Below are 16,192 nucleotides of genomic sequence, written 5' to 3'. Positions count from 1 at the left end.
CAATGACACTCGAAGCCTTTCTTGCACATGTGGCCGCACGCCGGTCGCTCGATACGCCCGAGATCGCGGCCTTGATGAACGAGATGAACGACCGTGCGCGCCGCATCACCTGTGCGATCAATGGTGCCTACCACACGCAGGAGGAGCTGCGCGAGTGGATGGGCCGGCTGTTCGGTCGGCCGGTCGATCCCACGTTCCGCCTCTTCCCTCCCTTCTACACCGATTTCGGTCGCAATATCCACCTGGGCCGCAACGTCTTCATCAATGCCGGCTGCCACTTTCAGGACCATGGCGGTGTCTGGCTGGGTGACGGTGTGCTGGTGGGTCACAACGTCGTCTTCGCGACGCTGAACCATCGTCTCGATCCGGCGCATCGGGCCGAAATGATCCCGGCACCGATCATCGTGGGACGCAACGTCTGGATCGGCTCGAACGCCACGATCCTCCAGGGGGTAACGATCGGCGACGGAGCCGTCGTGGCGGCCGGAGCCGTCGTGACGCGGGACGTCGAGCCGAATACCATCGTCGGCGGAGCCCCGGCCCGCCGGATCCGCCGCATCGAGGTCGGCGAGGCGCCCGAACGGCGATAAACCGGATATCGGGGCCGTCGGCGAGTGGTGAAGACGCCTGCTGCCGAATCCCGAATGTTATTATATATGTGTTGAGCCATGAAAAAACAGATGTGGTTGATGTTGCTTTTCGTTTGGGTTTGCAGCGGAGCTGCGGCCTGCAATCCCGATGAATCGGGACCGCTTCCCGGAGGATCGGGCACGGTCCAGAATCCCGGAACGGGGTCGGATGAGCCGCAGACACCGGATGAGCCGCAGACACCGGATGAGCCGCAGACGCCGGATGAGCCGCAGACGCCGGACGAGCCGCAGACGCCGGACGAGCCGCAGACGCCGGACGAACCGGAACAACCCGAAGACGAAAACGATCAGAACGGACAAACCATGAAAATCAATGTGACGATCGGCAGCCGCCGGTATGTTGCCACACTCGAGGACAATGCCGCAGCGCGAGCCTTCTTCGCCCTGTTGCCTCTGGAGATCGACATGACGGAGTTGAACGGCAACGAGAAGTATTGTGACCTGCCGCAGAGCCTGCCGACGGCGACCTTTCGTCCCGGAACCATTCGTACGGGCGATCTGCTGCTGTGGGGCAGTTCGACGGTGGTGCTCTTCTACGAGACCTTCTCCTCGTCGTACAGTTACACCCGGCTGGGGCGTCTGGACGATCCTTCGGAGCTGGCCGCAGCCGTTGGTGGCGGCAGCGCCCGCGTGACCTTCGCCCGGTAGGAAAGGATCAGACCATATCGTCGCCCGCCTTGGTGAACTTCACGCGGATGGTCTTGTGGAAGGGGATGAAGCGCGAAATGACCGCGATGACCAGCGAGACGACAAACAACCAGCCGAGAATCTCCTTCAGCGCCAGCAGCAGACTCTGCTGCTGAAGGGTCGTGTGCAACGAACCGGTGGCCAGCTGTACCGCTTCGTTGTAGCTGTGGCCCTGGGCCAGCGACGCGTTCAGCGACGAGGTGTAGCGTTCGGCGGCCAGCGGATCGGTCATCGTGATGTCGGCGGCCAGCGAACTGAAATAACGCTGTTGCAGCCGGTAGAGCGTGTTGCTGTAGAACGACGTGGCCAGGATCGGCGCCAGCACCGATCGGCTGGCAATCAGGAAGAAGGCGTTGTAGATCAGGTAGCGTTCGTCCAGCTCCTCGACGGCAAACAGCGCAAAGGCGATGATCAGCACCAGCATGCCCGTGCCGCGGATGAAGATCGGGATGAAGAGGCTCTCGTAGGTGCTGTCGGGCGAGATCCCGAAGTAGAGCATCCCGAAGAAGAGCGCAAAGCAGGCCATGCCCCCGGCGATGAGGAAGCGGAAGCGCCACTGCTGCCAGCGAAACCACCAGAAACAGATGAACGCCCCGAGGATGTAGCCCGGCAGCAGGTAGATGTAGAGCGTGTAGGTGCGAGTGGCGTCGACCTGCAGGATGGTGGTCATGTAGTTGGTCAGCAACGTGGTCGAGGTGCTGAAGAACATCACCAGCATCATGTAGAGGTAGCCCACGATGGCCTTGGGCTGGTAGAGCGGCGCCAGATTGACGTAGGGCTTGCGGGCGTGCCACTGCGTCCAGAGGAAGTAGGCGATCAGCATCGGCGCAACCACGATGTAGAGGCAGATGCGCGGCGAAGAGAGCCAGTCGAGCAGTTTGCCGTAGTTGAGGGCGTACATCAACATCAGTATTCCGGCGGAGATGACCAGCATTTCGCGAAGGTGCAGTTCGCGCAGCGGCAGCGGACGGTTGGGCCGGTCGTGGCGGTAGCAGACGGCCACGATGAGCAGCGCCACGAGCAGCAACAGCATCATGAAGTAATACATGTACTTCCAGTCGTAGCGGTAGGCCAGTTCGGCCGTGATGATCATCGACAACTGGCCGAAGCCGAAGACCACCGGATAGAAGTAGGCGTAGAACTCGCTGCGGACATCCTTCGGACTGAAGATCTTCTTGATGCGGCGGATGCACCACATCATCAGGAAACCCTTCAGGAAGCCGATGAAGAAGCTGCAGACAATCAGCGTGTCGGCGCTCTGCGAGCGGGCGCAGATCCAGCTCAGCACGAACTGCAGCGCCAGGTCGACCAACAGCAACGCCTTTGACGAGAAGGCGGCGTGAACCTTCGGAACCAGCGGATAGGCGATGCACATGCCGGCCGACGTGGCATAGAAACCCATCGTGATGTCCTCGGTATTGGTCCCCAGCGTGTTCGAGACCTCGAGCATGCTGCCCGTATAGGAGCCGTTGAGCATCGTCACGGGCAGCAGCACCGTGAAGAGGCTGACCACCCCCAGCCAGTCGGGAACCCACCGTCGGACGGGCAGTTCGAGTTCGGCGGTCGTCATCATCGGCGCACGGCTTCGGTTTCGACCATCATGCCGGCACGCAGCTGGCCCATCTCCTCCTGCGAAATGTCAACCAGGTCGATGCGCACCGGGATGCGCTGCTGCACCTTGACGAAGTTGCCGGCCGAGTTGTCGGTCGGCACGAGCGAGTATTTCGATCCCGTGGCCTCGGAGATCGCCGTGACGCGGCCCCGGAACGTGCGGCCCGGAAAGGCATCGACCTTGACGATCACCTCCTGTCCGATGAAGATATGGGCGATCTGCGTCTCCTTGTAGTTGGCCGTGATGTACTTGTCCTGGTTGCGCACCATGTAGGAGATCGTCTGCCCGGCCTGCACGAACTGGCCCGGTTCGAGCGTACGGCGTCCGATGTAGCCGTCGTAGGGGGCCGTGAGGGCCGTGTAGCTCAGATTGAGCCGCGCCATGTCGAGGTCGGCCTCGCAGCGCAGAATGTTGGCCTCGGCGCTGACCGTGCGCTTGCTCGCCTCGGAGTACTGCGAGACGGCCGCCTCCTTCTGCGCCACGAGCGCCTGGTAGCGGGCCTGCGCCGCGTCGTACGACGCCTTGGCCTGTTCGTACTGCTGGCCCGGGACCGATTCATCGCGCATCAGCCGTTCGAAACGCTGGAAGTCCTGCTCCGTCTGCCAGAGTTTGGCCTTCGCCTCGGCGATGTTCGCATCCTGCACCGCGACGTTCGTCCGCGACGTCTCGATCCCCGAATGGATCACCTCCTGCGTGCCGTGGGCGTCGAGCAGCGCCGCCTCGGCCTCCTTGACCCGGATGCGGTATTCGCGGTCGTCGAGCACCAGCAGCGTGTCGCCCTTGTGGACGAACTGGTGCTCGGTGAAGCGCACCTCGCGGATGTAGCCCGCCACGCGGATGTTGATCGGCGCCACGTACTGGTCGATCGAGGCGTCGTTCGTCACCACGTAGTTCTTGTGGCGCCGGAAATAGTCGGCCGTTACCCACAGTCCCGATCCTGCCAGCAGGATGCAGACGACGTTCAACACGATGTTGCGGTGGCGTTGCTTGCGAAGCTCGTCGCGTTTCTTACTCCAGTCTCCCATGCTTTCCTAACCTTTTTCCTTTCGTTTGTTCTTCGTTTCGTCATCCGTCCGCCGCACTCGTTCCGTGCGGGGACCCCCCCCCTTGGGCCGGGCCTGCGGAGTCGGTGTCTCCGGGCCGCTTCGGCCGCCTCCCGGAGGGATTCGTGTGCGGGCATTCGGGGCTTCGTCCCTCCGGCGAAGGCCCCTCCATCGGTCAATTACAGCCGCCCGATGGCCCGCTGCAGTTCGTAGTATGTGTAGATCACCCGCGTGCGGGCCGCCGTGAGCTGCAACTCCACGTCCAGCCGCACGCTGTTCGCATCGAGCAGGTCCGTCAGAATGGCCAGCTGGTTCATGTAGCGGTTCTGCATGATGCGGTAGTTCTCCTGGGCCTGACGCGCCGAGAGCTGCAGCGCCTCGACCTGCTGCACGGCCTCGCGGTGACGCAGGAAGGCCGTGCGGACCTTCACGCGGATGCGCTGCATCTGCTGCTCCTCGGCGTTGCGGCGTACATCGACCGCCACGCGGCTCTCGCGCACCTTGTGGCGGCCCTTGTAGAGTGCCGAGAGCGGTACGGAAACCGACAGACCGACGTTCCATGTGTTGTTGTAGAGATCCTCCATCGTGCGGGCAATGGGCCGTGCCAGCGTGTTCGAGGCGTAGAGCGAGAGGTCGGGACGCAGCGCCGAGCGGGCCAGATCGACATCCGTACGGGCCATTTCGGTCTGCATGCGCAGCTGCTTCATCGTCGGATCCTCGGCGCAGGCCTCCTCGACGTAGTGGTCGTAGTCGTCCATCGTGATGGCGCGGTAGAGCAGCGTCGTGTCGGGAACGATCAGCCGGCTCTCGTCGATCCCCAGCAGGATGTCCAGCTGCTGCGACACGAGGGCGATGTCGTTGTCGGTCTGCTGCAGTGACAGGCGGTCGTTGGTCAGCTGCATCTCGCTGCGCAGCACGTCGTTGTTCGTGATGAGCCCCTCCTCCTTCATGCGGCGGATGTCGTGCAGGCGTCGCTCCGACTCCTCGATGTTGCGCGACAGCACCTCCTGCTCGCGGTAGAGGCTGAAGAGCTGCATGTACTGGCCGAGCAGATTCAGCTTCAGGTCGGCGGCGTCGGTTTGGCTCTTCAGGGCGGCCAGCGTGCGTTCCATGCCGGCACGACGGATCGTGTGGCGCAGTTTGCCGCCCCGGTAGAGCGGTTGCGAAAAGTCGACGGCGTAGTTCTGCGACCAGTCGGGCGAATCGGGGCGGTAGGGCTCCCGCAGCCCTTGGCGGAAGATCACCGGCTGTCCGGCAAAGCCGCCGCGCAACCCGACCGCAAGGTCGGGCAGCCGGTTGGCCCGGGCCTCCTCTTCGCGGATCCGGGCGGCATCCTCCTCCAGTGCGTCGGCCTGCAGGGTGAGGCTCTGCTGAACGCCCAGTTCGAAGAGCCGGGCCACCGGCAGAAAGAGCGTGTCGCTCTGCGCGGCGGCCGGTTGCAGCCCGGCGGTCGCTCCCAGTGCAAGGAGAAGAAGGTTCCTATATGCTTTCCAGTTCATGCTGTATGCGGGTTAGATCCGACGTCATGACGCGGAGACATTCCGGCCCGATGCTCTGTTCGAAGCGGGCGTAGAGGTCGTTCAGGATCGGCAGGATGCCGAGCCAGAAGCGTTCGCCTTCGGGCGAGAGGTAGACGCGTTTGTTGCGTCGGTCGGAGGGCTCCGCCCGGCGTTCGATATAGCCGCGTTTCTCGAGGGTGTTCATCAGGCTGCTCAGACTGGCCTTGCTCCGGGCCGTGCGTTCGGCCAGAATCTGCTGCGTCGAGCCCTCCTCGCGCCACAGGCAGCTCATCACCTGCAGCATCTCGAACGTTACGCTGATGCCGTGGCGTTTCAGCGTGCGTTGAAGGCACTGGCGGAAGGCGATCCGCATCCGCACGATCTGTAGTTGAAATTCCCGAAAATCGTTGCCTCCGTTGGTCATGATCCTTGATTCCGGCCGCAAAGATAGTTCATTTTGTGCGACAGTCAAAATTTTGACTATCCCCATCTCCTTGTCCGGCTCTTGTCTTTGGCGCGCGCCGCACTTGCTGTCAGGGAGTTTCGGGCAGTGCGATTTTTTTTCGAACGGCCTCACTGCCGGGACCGCCGCAGCCGGAGTCTTCATCCGCGAAACCTTCCGGGCCGTTCAAGCAAAGAGCCGCCCCGTAAAAAGGGAGCGGCTCTTGCCATTCCGGTTTTTCAGATCCTATTTGGCAAAGATCTCATCCATGCGTTGAGCGAGTTTCTCGCCGCGCAGGTCGAGGCCGATGATCGTGCCATCACGGTCGATGATGAACATGCGCGGAATGGCCTGTACGCTGTATGTCTTCGCTACGTCGCAGTCGAAGGTCTTCAGCGAGGAGACCTGAATCCAGGGCAGCTGCTCCTCCTCGATCGCCTTGAGCCAGTTTTCGCGTTTGTTGTCGAGCGAGATGCCCACAACCTCCAGTCCGTCGGCGTGGTGCTTTTCGTAGATCTTCTTCACGTTGGGCAGCTCGCCGCGGCAGGGTGCGCACCACGAAGCCCAGAAGTCGAGCAGCACGACCTTGCCGCGCAGGTCCGAAAGGCGGAGTTCACCGCCGTCGACCGTCGGGAGCGTGAAATCCGGGGCCTTGGCGCCGATGTTGACCGCCTTCAGACGGGCGATCTTGTCGGCCAGATTGCGGCCCAGATGGCTCTGCTTGACGCTGTCGGTCAGCGTGTTAAACAGACTGTCGATCGTCTTGATCGGGTAGCGGGGCACCATGAAGTCGCTGATCATGTAGGTGATCATCCGGCAGTTGCGGGCCGAGTCGATCAAAGCGAAGAGCGTCTTGTTGAAGTCCTCACGCGCTTTCTTGGAGCTGGCCTTTGCCTCCTCATCCTTGGCGGTTCCTTCACCCAGTTCGACGAACATGTTCATCAGTTCGATCGAGAACTGCTGGTCGATGAGGGGCTGTTCGGGACTGCCCTTGACCGTTACGTCGATACCCGAGGGGTTGAAGGGGTTGCCCTCCTCCTGCTTGACCGTCAGTGTGACGGGCGTTCCGTCGAGGAAGATCTCCTTCGTCCGGCGCTCCTTGTAATCGGAGCCCTGCTTGCCGAAGAGCAGCGTGGCCTTTTGAGCATAGTCCAGCTCTCCCTGGAGATGGAAGAGCTTGTCGTCGCCGACCTTTGCCGAATCGACGGCCTGTGGGAAATCATCGCTGACGAGACGTACCCATTGTCCGACCCCTTCATCCCAGTTGCCCTGGATGTCGTAAGCGATCTGTTCGCCGTTTTTGTTTCCGTCCGAGCAGGCTGCGAACCCTGCAGCGAGCAGCATTCCGATAAAGATTTTTTTCATATCCGGTCTTTTTGATGTGTTCGGAGCGAGTTGGCCCGCTCCGAACGCGTTGTTTTCGATTACTGAGCGTCGGCGAAAATTTCGTCCATCTTTTTGGCGAGTTCCTCACCGCGCAGATCCTGGGCGATGATCTTGCCGTTGCGGTCGAGGATGTACATGCGCGGAATGGCCGTGACGTTGAACTGCTTGGCTACGGGGCAGTCCCAGCCCTTGAGCGAGGAGACATGCTTCCAGCTCAGGCCGTGCTTTTTGATGGCATCCACCCATTTGTCGTAGTCGCCCTCCTTGTCGAGCGATACGCCCAGCACCTCGAGCCCCTTGTCGTGGTATTTCTCGTAGATTTTCTTCACGTTGGGAGCTTCGGCCAGGCAGGGTGCACACCACGAGGCCCAGAAGTCGAGCAGAACCACATTCCCGCGCAGCGAGTAGAGCGAGAGCGAATCGCCGTCGGGGGTCGGGAGCGTGAAGTCATCGGGCGTGCCGCCGACGTTGAACTTGCTGTTCAGCTCGATGTCGTTGAGAAGCATCTTGCCCTCGGCCGACTCCTTGACGGCCGGCGTCAGCGAGTCGTACCAGCGTTGGGCTTCGGTGAACGAACGGGCCTTGAGCACGAAGTCGCGGATGAAGAAGGTCGATGAACGGAAGTTGCCCGTCGAGTCGAGGAATTTCTCCATGCTCTGCTCAAAGGCATCCTCCATCTGAGTCTTGACGTTGAGCACCGAGTCGAGCGAGAGCCCCTTCTCCTGGGCATTCATCAGCATGAACATGCCGCCCAGCGAGATGAATGCGTTCCCCGACTCCAGGTCGCGTCCCGTGAGGAAGACGGCAGTTTCGGGATCGGGGTCGACCAGCTTCATGTGCTGTACCTTGACATCGACACTATCGATTTCGCCGGCTTTGAGTTCGCGGCGCGTTTCGTTCCAGATTTTCACCTCGATCGGGCGTCCCGAGCGGTAGAGAAGCAGTTCGGTGCGTGCTTCGGGGCTTACCAGGACGGCGGGAGTCATCGTCTCCGGAGCCGGACCCTTGAGCGCAAAGGTGTTGTCGGATTTCACCACCGCCGAGTCAATGACCACGAGCTGTTTGGGATCGTTGCCCGTCTTGAGGTAGACGGTCTGTCCTGCGCCGTCTTCCCAGGTTCCACGGATCGTGTACTTGTCTGCCGACGAGCAGGCGGCCAGTGCGAGTATCGCACCGCAAAGAAGAAGTCTGTTGTTTTTCATATACGTTGTATGAATGAAGGTGTTGCTGAGTTTGGTTCGGGGCCGTTGTAAAGCCGGATCGCGCAGTGTGTGGCGATCCCGGCTTTCAGGCTGAACGGCCTGTCAATATAACGATTTTTTCAGTACGTCAGGCCCCCCCCCTTCGAAAAATACCGGAGAGTGGCTCAAGGCCACTTCCCGGCATTGTGTTGCAAGGGTTATTGTGCGATACTCTTCAGTTCGTAGTTGAAGTTCTCCAGGAAGTACTCCTTGACGAGCTGTACCTTTTGTTTCACAAGAGGATACTTCGCGCAGAGATCGTCCATGTAGGCTGCGGGTTTGAGCAGGATGAAGGCGGCATAGGTCGCGAAGTCCATCGCGGCCGTGTAGCCCGAGTCGTACCAGCGTGAATAACCCATCGTCACTCGTTCCTGCACCTCCGCGCCATCGCGGTAGGCAATGGATGAGAGACCCACGTAGGGCGGATCGAGCAGTCCCCAGTCATACTGGTAGCCTCCCTCTTTTCCGGTATCACCTCCCTGGATGCACCACCAGCCCCACAGTCGGCTGGCGGCGTAATTGGTCGGATAGGCAGTGCCGGAAATGTCGGCGACGTTGATCAGCGCGGCCTTGTTGAAATCAGTCGGAGTCGGGGCATTGTTGAGCATGGTCTCGAAGATCGCCTCGATCCAGCGCAGTTGCAACAACTCCATATCGGCCTCCGCCCACTTTGAACCGGCATAACCGAGGGCTACGCCCAGCGTTTTGACCTCCATCGGAAGCAGAGCGGTGAGGTCCTCGTCATCGTAAAGATAGGCAGACGTATAGGTCCTTTTGCTGTATTGGTCCTGAATTTCATTGCAGATGAACAGGTGTGCGAACGACTGTTTGACGATCTCGATGGGCAGCACCTTGAGCGCCTTCTCCTCAAAGGCGGTGAGGAACTCGGCCATGCAGTCCATATCGTCGACCTCGGTGTAGTTGACACTCGAAGTGGAGGTGAGTTCGTAGATGTAGTCGTCGGTTTTGAAATCCCAATGACAGTGCAGACCATAGGTGTCGTAGATATGCCGGGCCTGTTTGCCGGCATTCGTCGAGGTATCGAATACCGGCTTCTCGGGCATCGTTACCGATCCGTCCGGGTCGCTGCGGTCGCAGCCGGCCGCCGTTACACAGAGCAGTGCGGCGACGAAAATGGGAAGGTATTGTTTCATGTTCATGATCAATTCGTGTTTGCGTGGTCGATTAGTTGGATGCTATCGGGGTGCGAATCGGACGGTTGTTGGGCGTGAGTCCCGGATCGAAGTCACGCTCCTTCTTCGGGAAGTTGAGCGTGAAGGCGGGGTCATGGTCGGCGATTTCGTAGGTCTCGCCCGTGACGCCCCACACCCGGGTGAAGCCCTTCTGACCGCAGCGGCGCATATCCCACCAGCGGTGCAGCTCCTCAAAGCAGAGCTCCTTGCGGCGCTCGGTCCAGATCCGTTCGACGAGTTCCTGGTCGGTGGCGAAATCGGCCTCGGTGAGCGGGGTGTAGTCGACGATGCGCGTCTTGAGCAGGGCATTCAGGTAATCCAGTGCGCGGCTCTTGTCCGGATTGGCCTTGCGGGCATAGGCCTCGGCCAGCGTCAGGTAGGCTTCTGCGTTGCGCATTCCCATCGGGAAACCGGTCATTCCGGCGTAGCTGTTGTACTTGCAGGGGGAATAGACGTATGTGCTCGACATGTAACCGTATATGGCCCAAAAATCATCCGGGTCGGGATCGGCGAAGGAGAAGGCCATGCGGACATCCTTGTCGCGGTCATAGAGTTGGATCAGACCTGAATCTTCGGTATTCGATACGGTGAACGACATCGAGGTAAGCATAGCGTCCGTGAGCAGATACTTCATGGTCTGCGTCGAACTCTGCGAGAAGGTCCAGAGGATCTCGTCGGGATTGAGATTCGTGTTAAGGATTCCTTCGCTGGAGTACATGCCGGGGTCGAGATAGGTTTCGATGTCGATCTTGCCCACCATGTCGAAGAGCGTCGGGGCCAGTTCGAGCAGCTTCTCGGCATAGGTGATGGCCTCTTCATAGTTTTCCATGAAGAGTGCTACGCGCGAGGCGAGCAGCAGGGCTGCCTTGTAGTTGATCTCGTAGACTCCGGCTTCATAACCATCGAGACATTCGACCGCCGTCGTAATGTCCGTATGGATCTGTCCCCAGACCTCCTCGACGGTTTTGCGCGGGTAGGAGCCCGGAGTTGCGGTTGCCGTCAGCGACATCGGAACACAGGGATCGCTGCCCTGAGCTTCGTTGTAGGCCGGACCGTAAAGGTTGGCCAGGTAAAAGAAGGCCATCGCACGCTGGAATGAGGCCTGACCCTTGAGAATCCTTTTTTCCGTATCGGATCCTTCCATGTCGTCGAGCATCTCAAGACAGATCGTACCCGGAAGCGCCTGGTTGTAGAGGTAAGCGTAGAGGTCGTCGGTGAACTGGTCGCTTTCGATCTCGGCCTGCCAGAGAAAGATCTGCTTGTACTTCTCCATGTATGAGGAGATCTTCGTGGGGTCGTCGGCATACTCGTAAGGACCGGTAGCCATATCGTCGGTCAGGAAATGAACCCACGCAGCCGTGGTCTGCAAGTTTTTGAAGTAGCCGTCACCCTGCAGCAGCTCCTTGTATTGTGTCACGGTCTTCGGAATGACAAGATCCTGGGCCTCCTGTGTCAGAAAGTCCCCGCATCCGGTCAGGGTTGCCAATGCAAATCCGAATGTCAGTATGTTGATTCCTTTTTTCATCGTGTATTCAGCTTTAGAAAGTCAGACTTACGTTGAGCGTGTAGGTTCTCGGCGTCGGAACGGCTGCATAACCGCTCTCGGGGTCCATGCCGCCCCATGCCTTGTCGGCTATGAAGAAGAGGTTGGTGGCCTGCAGGCTGATCATGGCCGACTCGATGCCCCACGAACGAAGTTTATGCGTCGGAACGTAGTAGCTCAGACCGAGGCTGCGCATACGCAGAACGTTGGTTTTGGCGATGCGGGCCGTCGAGTAGTCGTACATGTTGTTGCCTTCGATGACATCGCGGTCGGAGAGAATCCCGTCACGCCGCGGCAGGTCCTGGTAGTTGTCGTAGTTGTAGAGAACGGGGATGTTGGTGTGCAGCTCGTCGCCCGGCTGGCGCCAGCGCGTGATGAACTCCTTGCGCATGTTCTGTGCGGGATCGTAGGCATTGTAAGCATCGGTGTAGATGCCCGGCAGACGGCCTACGGCTCCGGCCGAGTAGGTGAACGATGCCGACAGACGCAGGCTCTTCCAGCGCAGCGTGAAATCGAAACCTCCGTAGTGGGGCGGATCCATCACACCCGACTCGACGAGCTCGATCTCATCCTCGTAAAGGCTGTAGTTGGGAACCTCCTTTTCGCCCGATTCGCTCTTGTCGTCGGGAATCATGCCGGTAGCGTTGCCGTTCTTGTCGTAGAAGACCGGGTAACCCGTATCGTGGTTGAGTCCGGCGAAGTTGTAGGAGTAGAGCGTGCCGAGCGGTTTGCCCTCGATCAGGGCCGTACCGGAGATCTTCGACGTGTTGTTGACCACGGCGCTGCTGTTGGCCTTGATCAGTTTGTTGCGGTTGTACGAGTAGTTGACGTTGAGGTAGAGATCCCAGTTGTTGGTGTGGAGCGGGTGGAAGCCCAGGGCCACCTCGACACCGGCGTTATCGACGACACCCGAGTTGATCTTGAGTTCTGAGCGGCCCGTGGCCGAGGAGACTTGAGTCGTGGCGATCATGTCGGTACCGTGCTTCTTGTAGGCGTCGATCGTACCGGTTACCAGGTCGCCCAGGAAGGCGAAATCGAGACCGACGTTGTACGACTGGGTCTTTTCCCAACGCAGGTCGGCATTCGGCAGCAGCGATACGTGGGACTGGTTGAGACCCGTGGTGGCATCGGTCGAGCCGATCTGGATCACGAGGCTCGGCGAAGTGTTCTGGTCAACATTTCCCTGTACACCGTATGAGGCACGTATGGCGAGCTGCGAGAGTGCCTTGCTCTCCCGGAGCCAGGGTTCGTTCGACAGGGTGTATTTGCCGGCTACCGACCACACGGGCAGGAAGCGATACTTGGGGTTCTCACCGAAGGAGTTTGAACCGTCCATACGGATGTTGCCGTTGATCGTCCACTTGTCCATATAGGAGTAGGAGGCGCTGCCCAGCCACGATACGTAGTGGGTCGTACGGTCGGTGAGTGTGGGATTGTACTGGCCGTTCCGTGCATTCTCGATGTACTTGTCCGTGAAGACCGGCTCGATGGCCAGACCTCGCTCGGGCTGCCAGCCGTACCAGATGGACGATGATCCGGTAGTCGGAATGCTGCGGATTTCGGAGGTGACGAAGGCGCTGATCGTGTGCTTCTCCTTGAGCTGCGTGTTGTAGCGCAGCGTATTACGCAGCGTGTAGCTGGTATTGGTATTGTATGAGGCCGAGAGGATACCGCCCTGCGGGATGGGAGATTCCTGATACCAGTCTTGCGAGGTGTAATCACCCGTCAGATAGGGGAAGTCGAGGTTCCAGCCGCGCATCTTGGCGATATAGGTCGAGGCGTCGGTGGCGTAGTCGAACCGCTTGCTGTTGTCGTGAACCATCGAGGCGAGCAACTCGTAGCGCAGACCCTTGATGAACTCGTACTGGAGGTTGAGCTGGAGGTTGAGGTTGGCAACCTCGCCTCGGGCTCCCGTTTCGTTGAGTTCGTTGAGGATATTGTATTTCGGATACTCTTTGATGGACGATCCGTTGGCGCTTATTGAGTTGTAGCCGGCCAATTTGTAATAGTAGTACGAACCGTCGTCATTGTAGGCCGGGATGGTGCGGGCCGTATTCTGGGCGTATGTGTTGGGGTTGACTCCGGCCATCGTACTGTAACCCTTGTTCTTGTTCTGGTAGCCGGAGATACTGATGCCCATGTAGAGCTTCTTGGTGAGCCACGAGTTGAGTTTCATGTTGGCCGAGAAACGCTCCGATCCACCCTTGATAGCGGTCGTCGGGGTGTTGTTGTATCCCACCGAAGCGTAATAGTAGGTTTGCTCCGAACCGCCGGTAAGGCTCACCGTGTGGTTGTGGCTGAACGCGTCGCGGAACACCAGGTCGTACCAGTCGGTGTTGCGCGAAGCCATCTTGCTAACCTCGGAAGCAAACTGGTCGTAGGTCAGGCCGTGGTTCATGTATTTCATGTAGAGGGCCTCGTAGCCGATATCGTCCGGCAAGCGCGAGTACTCGAAGTGGTCGGCGAGCATCTCCTGCGAGAGGGTGATGCGTTCGGCGGCGTTCATCACGTCGAGCTGTCGGTAGGAGGGGCGTTCGTTGAGGGTGAACGAGCCGTCGTAACGTACCTTCGTGCGACCGGCCTCGCCGCGCTTGGTCGTCACGACGATGACGCCGTTGGCAGCCTGCACGCCGTAGAGGGCCGTGGCCGAGGCATCCTTCAGAACGGTGATCGACTCGATATCCGAGGGGTTAACGCCGGCGATGGCGTTACCGATCAGGTAGGCGGCATCGTCGCCCGTGAGGTCCTGATAGTTGACCTGCACGGGGTCGTCGAGGATGATACCGTCGAGCACCCAGATCGGAGACTTGTTGCCCAGGATGGATGAAGTTCCGCGAATACGGATTTTGGGGGTGGCGCTGGGCTCGCCCGAAGTCTGGATGACGTTCACGCCCGAAATCTGTCCGGCGAGCATCTGGTTGACCGAGAAGGATGCGCCGAGTTTGATCTCATCCATCTTGACCTGCTTGACGGCGCCGGCCACCTGGTGTTTCGAGATCTCCTGATAACCGGTGACGATTACTTCGTCGATTTCCGTATCGTTTTCGAGTGTGATATCGAAACGCATCTGTGCACCGACAGGCAGCTCCTTGCTTTTCATGCCGACGAATCCTACCTGAAGGACATCGTCGCTTTCGATGTTGGTCAGCAGGAAGAAACCTTTCGAATCGGTTGTTGTACCGATGTGAGCATGTTTCGAGCTGACGATTGTAGCACCGACAATGGGATTTCCACTGGTGTCGGAGACTGTGCCCGATACGGTGTGGGCCCTCTCATTGGAAGTTTGCGCTGTGGCGGGGATTGCCCACAGATTGATGGCCAGCAGCACGCAGAAACACAGCGTACGGGCGATCAGTGTGGGGCATTTAGCAAATATCCCCCCCCCCTCTCAGAGTGCCGGAAAACAGTGATACGTAGAGTTTTTTCATAGAGAGAGTATTTAAGTGAAACAAAAGGTTTGTCCTTGTATACTTACTTATATATGCGAAAAAACGGCAATTCCGAATACGTGACCGGGCAGGGGAGGTGCGGCTTGGAATAGGGGTTGTCAGTACAGGTTTTTACAAATATAGTAAAAAATCTGTAAAATATTCTGTTCGGTGAAAATAATTAATGGAAAAAGGTGTGGCGGGATTATCGTGAATGGTTAGTTTTGGTTTATAAATGGAAGCAAAATGAATTTTTTGATATGCAGAATGTAACTTAAAACGGTAATTTTGTTTTATAATGCTAATATTGAAATTTTTTATAATAATTCTCGCTCCGAAGGTTTCACAACTCTTTCGGGCGGAAGAGGAGCCGGCTTGACCGGGGGGGGGGAAATTGTGTGGGCCGGACATGATTCGCCTTCGGTCTTCGGCCTGTTTTATGAAAAATCTCACAATACCGAAGTATTGTGAGATTGGTATGATTTCAGCTTGGTTAGAGGCGATGCCGTTGATGTTATCCCGGTCCCCGTTGATGTCCTTCCGGCCCCCGTTGATGTCCTTCCGATCCCGTGGATATCATTTCGACCCCGTGGATATCATTCCGGCCCCCGTGGATGTCATTCCGACCCCGTGGATGAATTCCGGGCCAGTCGTTTTTCAAGGTTCCAGCCGGCCCTTCCCCGATTTGTATGGTTCCTGTTGAACGGATGACTACTTTTCGTTGGAGCCCTTCTTGTCGGGAATCGGATAGGGCAGATTGGCCGCCTGGTCGCCCATCTGCTCCAGATAGGCGTCATACATGTCGAGGATCCACGCATCGTTCTCCTCGGCCTCCTTCTTGTGAACCTTGCCCTCGGGGCCCTTGAACCACTTCTTGCAGAAATCCTGCAGACCCGGATAGCGGTCCTTCATCATTACCGAGTTGACCAGCATGTAGGGATAGACAATCCCCTCAGGGTCGTTGTGGAAGCGGATGCCGTAGTTGGTCTGGAGCGAGCGGCCCATGTTGTTCCGTCCCGATGCGACCCAGATTTTCCACCAGTAGGTCGTGGCGTTTTTGCCCACTTTGTTGACGCAGAAGAGCATCTGCATGGTGTGGTAGCGGTTGGTTAAGTTGGGGCTGGCAAGCGGGTGCGACTCCCAGCGCACGCCGTCGGGATGGCTCGTCGTGGTCTCCACGTAGTCGATGCTTACGACATCGTCGGCCGTATATTTGATCGGCTCCTTGCTATCGGGCGTTTTTGTAACTTTGAACGAGTAGTTCTCCTTCTTGAAACGTGAATTCTCGGCGTACCAGCCGCGATGGACATAGCAGTCGACCTTTTCGCCCGACTTGAGGGTGACGATCACGTGGCTCGACTCGGCATCTTCGGGGGCCTTGGCTTCGGCTGGGGAGATCATACCGATGGTGGTTAATGCAGCAAGTGCACAGAGGAAAAAGTGTTTCATGACTATCTTAGGTTAGTGA

The 16,192-nt window shown here is 58.7% G+C and carries 12 protein-coding genes; 2 read left to right on the top strand and 10 right to left on the bottom strand.

Annotation, left to right across the window (positions count from 1 at the left end; genetic code table 11):
* Positions 1-2 precede the first annotated feature (2 nt).
* Complete coding sequence (locus B5G09_RS05160; RefSeq protein WP_087404330.1) at positions 3-590, top strand: DapH/DapD/GlmU-related protein; 588 nt, start codon at positions 3-5, stop codon at positions 588-590.
* Between the two features lie 99 nt (positions 591-689).
* Positions 690-1,298, top strand: a complete 609-nt coding sequence (locus tag B5G09_RS14305; RefSeq protein ID WP_241147580.1) for a cyclophilin-like fold protein — start codon at positions 690-692, stop codon at positions 1,296-1,298.
* Positions 1,299-1,305: 7 nt separating this feature from the next.
* On the opposite strand, the gene B5G09_RS05145 is transcribed toward B5G09_RS14305, so the two are convergent.
* The 10 genes from B5G09_RS05145 to B5G09_RS05100 form a co-directional block, all read right to left on the bottom strand.
* A complete protein-coding gene (locus tag B5G09_RS05145) occupies positions 1,306-2,910 on the bottom strand; it encodes an MFS transporter (RefSeq protein ID WP_087404329.1) in 1,605 nt (534 codons plus the stop codon).
* Positions 2,907-3,974 carry an HlyD family secretion protein gene (locus B5G09_RS05140; RefSeq protein ID WP_087404328.1) on the bottom strand — a complete coding sequence of 356 codons (1,068 nt, stop codon included), beginning with the start codon at positions 3,972-3,974 and terminating at the stop codon, positions 2,907-2,909. The genes B5G09_RS05145 and B5G09_RS05140 overlap by 4 nt, the downstream gene beginning before the upstream one ends.
* A 197-nt stretch (positions 3,975-4,171) precedes the next feature.
* A complete protein-coding gene (locus tag B5G09_RS05135) occupies positions 4,172-5,491 on the bottom strand; it encodes a TolC family protein (RefSeq protein WP_087404327.1) in 1,320 nt (439 codons plus the stop codon).
* The gene (locus tag B5G09_RS05130) at positions 5,472-5,915 is read right to left on the bottom strand and encodes a MarR family transcriptional regulator (protein WP_087404326.1); all 444 of its coding nucleotides are present in this window, start codon (positions 5,913-5,915) and stop codon (positions 5,472-5,474) included. The genes B5G09_RS05135 and B5G09_RS05130 overlap by 20 nt, the downstream gene beginning before the upstream one ends.
* A gap of 264 nt (positions 5,916-6,179) precedes the next feature.
* Positions 6,180-7,298 (bottom strand): TlpA disulfide reductase family protein, encoded by a 1,119-nt coding sequence (locus B5G09_RS05125; protein WP_087404325.1) that lies wholly within the window; start codon positions 7,296-7,298, stop codon positions 6,180-6,182.
* A gap of 59 nt (positions 7,299-7,357) precedes the next feature.
* Positions 7,358-8,521 carry a TlpA disulfide reductase family protein gene (locus B5G09_RS05120; RefSeq protein ID WP_087404324.1) on the bottom strand — a complete coding sequence of 388 codons (1,164 nt, stop codon included), beginning with the start codon at positions 8,519-8,521 and terminating at the stop codon, positions 7,358-7,360.
* A 197-nt stretch (positions 8,522-8,718) separates the two neighbouring features.
* Positions 8,719-9,720 carry a hypothetical protein gene (locus tag B5G09_RS05115; RefSeq protein WP_087404323.1) on the bottom strand — a complete coding sequence of 334 codons (1,002 nt, stop codon included), beginning with the start codon at positions 9,718-9,720 and terminating at the stop codon, positions 8,719-8,721.
* Positions 9,721-9,745: 25 nt separating this feature from the next.
* Complete coding sequence (locus tag B5G09_RS05110) at positions 9,746-11,278, bottom strand: RagB/SusD family nutrient uptake outer membrane protein (protein WP_087404322.1); 1,533 nt, start codon at positions 11,276-11,278, stop codon at positions 9,746-9,748.
* A gap of 13 nt (positions 11,279-11,291) precedes the next feature.
* Positions 11,292-14,624: a SusC/RagA family TonB-linked outer membrane protein gene (locus B5G09_RS05105; RefSeq protein WP_162608240.1), complete on the bottom strand. Its 3,333-nt coding sequence runs from the start codon at positions 14,622-14,624 to the stop codon at positions 11,292-11,294.
* 811 nt (positions 14,625-15,435) lie between these two features.
* Positions 15,436-16,173 (bottom strand): hypothetical protein, encoded by a 738-nt coding sequence (locus B5G09_RS05100; protein WP_087404320.1) that lies wholly within the window; start codon positions 16,171-16,173, stop codon positions 15,436-15,438.
* Between the last annotated feature and the right edge of the window lie 19 nt (positions 16,174-16,192).

This window comes from Alistipes sp. An54 (assembly GCF_002159375.1).
In the GTDB taxonomy this organism is placed as follows: domain Bacteria; phylum Bacteroidota; class Bacteroidia; order Bacteroidales; family Rikenellaceae; genus Alistipes; species Alistipes megaguti.
The sequence above is the reverse complement of the archived record's forward strand: the minus strand, read 5'-3'. Positions and strand labels throughout refer to the sequence as shown.

Bases quoted from the DNA above. Each gene is read 5' to 3' on its own strand.
- B5G09_RS05160 (WP_087404330.1), top strand. From the start codon at position 3: ATGACACTCGAAGCCTTTCTTGCACATGTGGCCGCACGCCGGTCGCTC.
- B5G09_RS14305 (WP_241147580.1), top strand. From the start codon at position 690: ATGTTGCTTTTCGTTTGGGTTTGCAGCGGAGCTGCGGCCTGCAATCCC.
- B5G09_RS05145 (WP_087404329.1), bottom strand. From the start codon at position 2,910: ATGATGACGACCGCCGAACTCGAACTGCCCGTCCGACGGTGGGTTCCC.
- B5G09_RS05140 (WP_087404328.1), bottom strand. From the start codon at position 3,974: ATGGGAGACTGGAGTAAGAAACGCGACGAGCTTCGCAAGCAACGCCAC.
- B5G09_RS05135 (WP_087404327.1), bottom strand. From the start codon at position 5,491: ATGAACTGGAAAGCATATAGGAACCTTCTTCTCCTTGCACTGGGAGCG.
- B5G09_RS05130 (WP_087404326.1), bottom strand. From the start codon at position 5,915: ATGACCAACGGAGGCAACGATTTTCGGGAATTTCAACTACAGATCGTG.
- B5G09_RS05125 (WP_087404325.1), bottom strand. From the start codon at position 7,298: ATGAAAAAAATCTTTATCGGAATGCTGCTCGCTGCAGGGTTCGCAGCC.
- B5G09_RS05120 (WP_087404324.1), bottom strand. From the start codon at position 8,521: ATGAAAAACAACAGACTTCTTCTTTGCGGTGCGATACTCGCACTGGCC.
- B5G09_RS05115 (WP_087404323.1), bottom strand. From the start codon at position 9,720: ATGAACATGAAACAATACCTTCCCATTTTCGTCGCCGCACTGCTCTGT.
- B5G09_RS05110 (WP_087404322.1), bottom strand. From the start codon at position 11,278: ATGAAAAAAGGAATCAACATACTGACATTCGGATTTGCATTGGCAACC.
- B5G09_RS05100 (WP_087404320.1), bottom strand. From the start codon at position 16,173: ATGAAACACTTTTTCCTCTGTGCACTTGCTGCATTAACCACCATCGGT.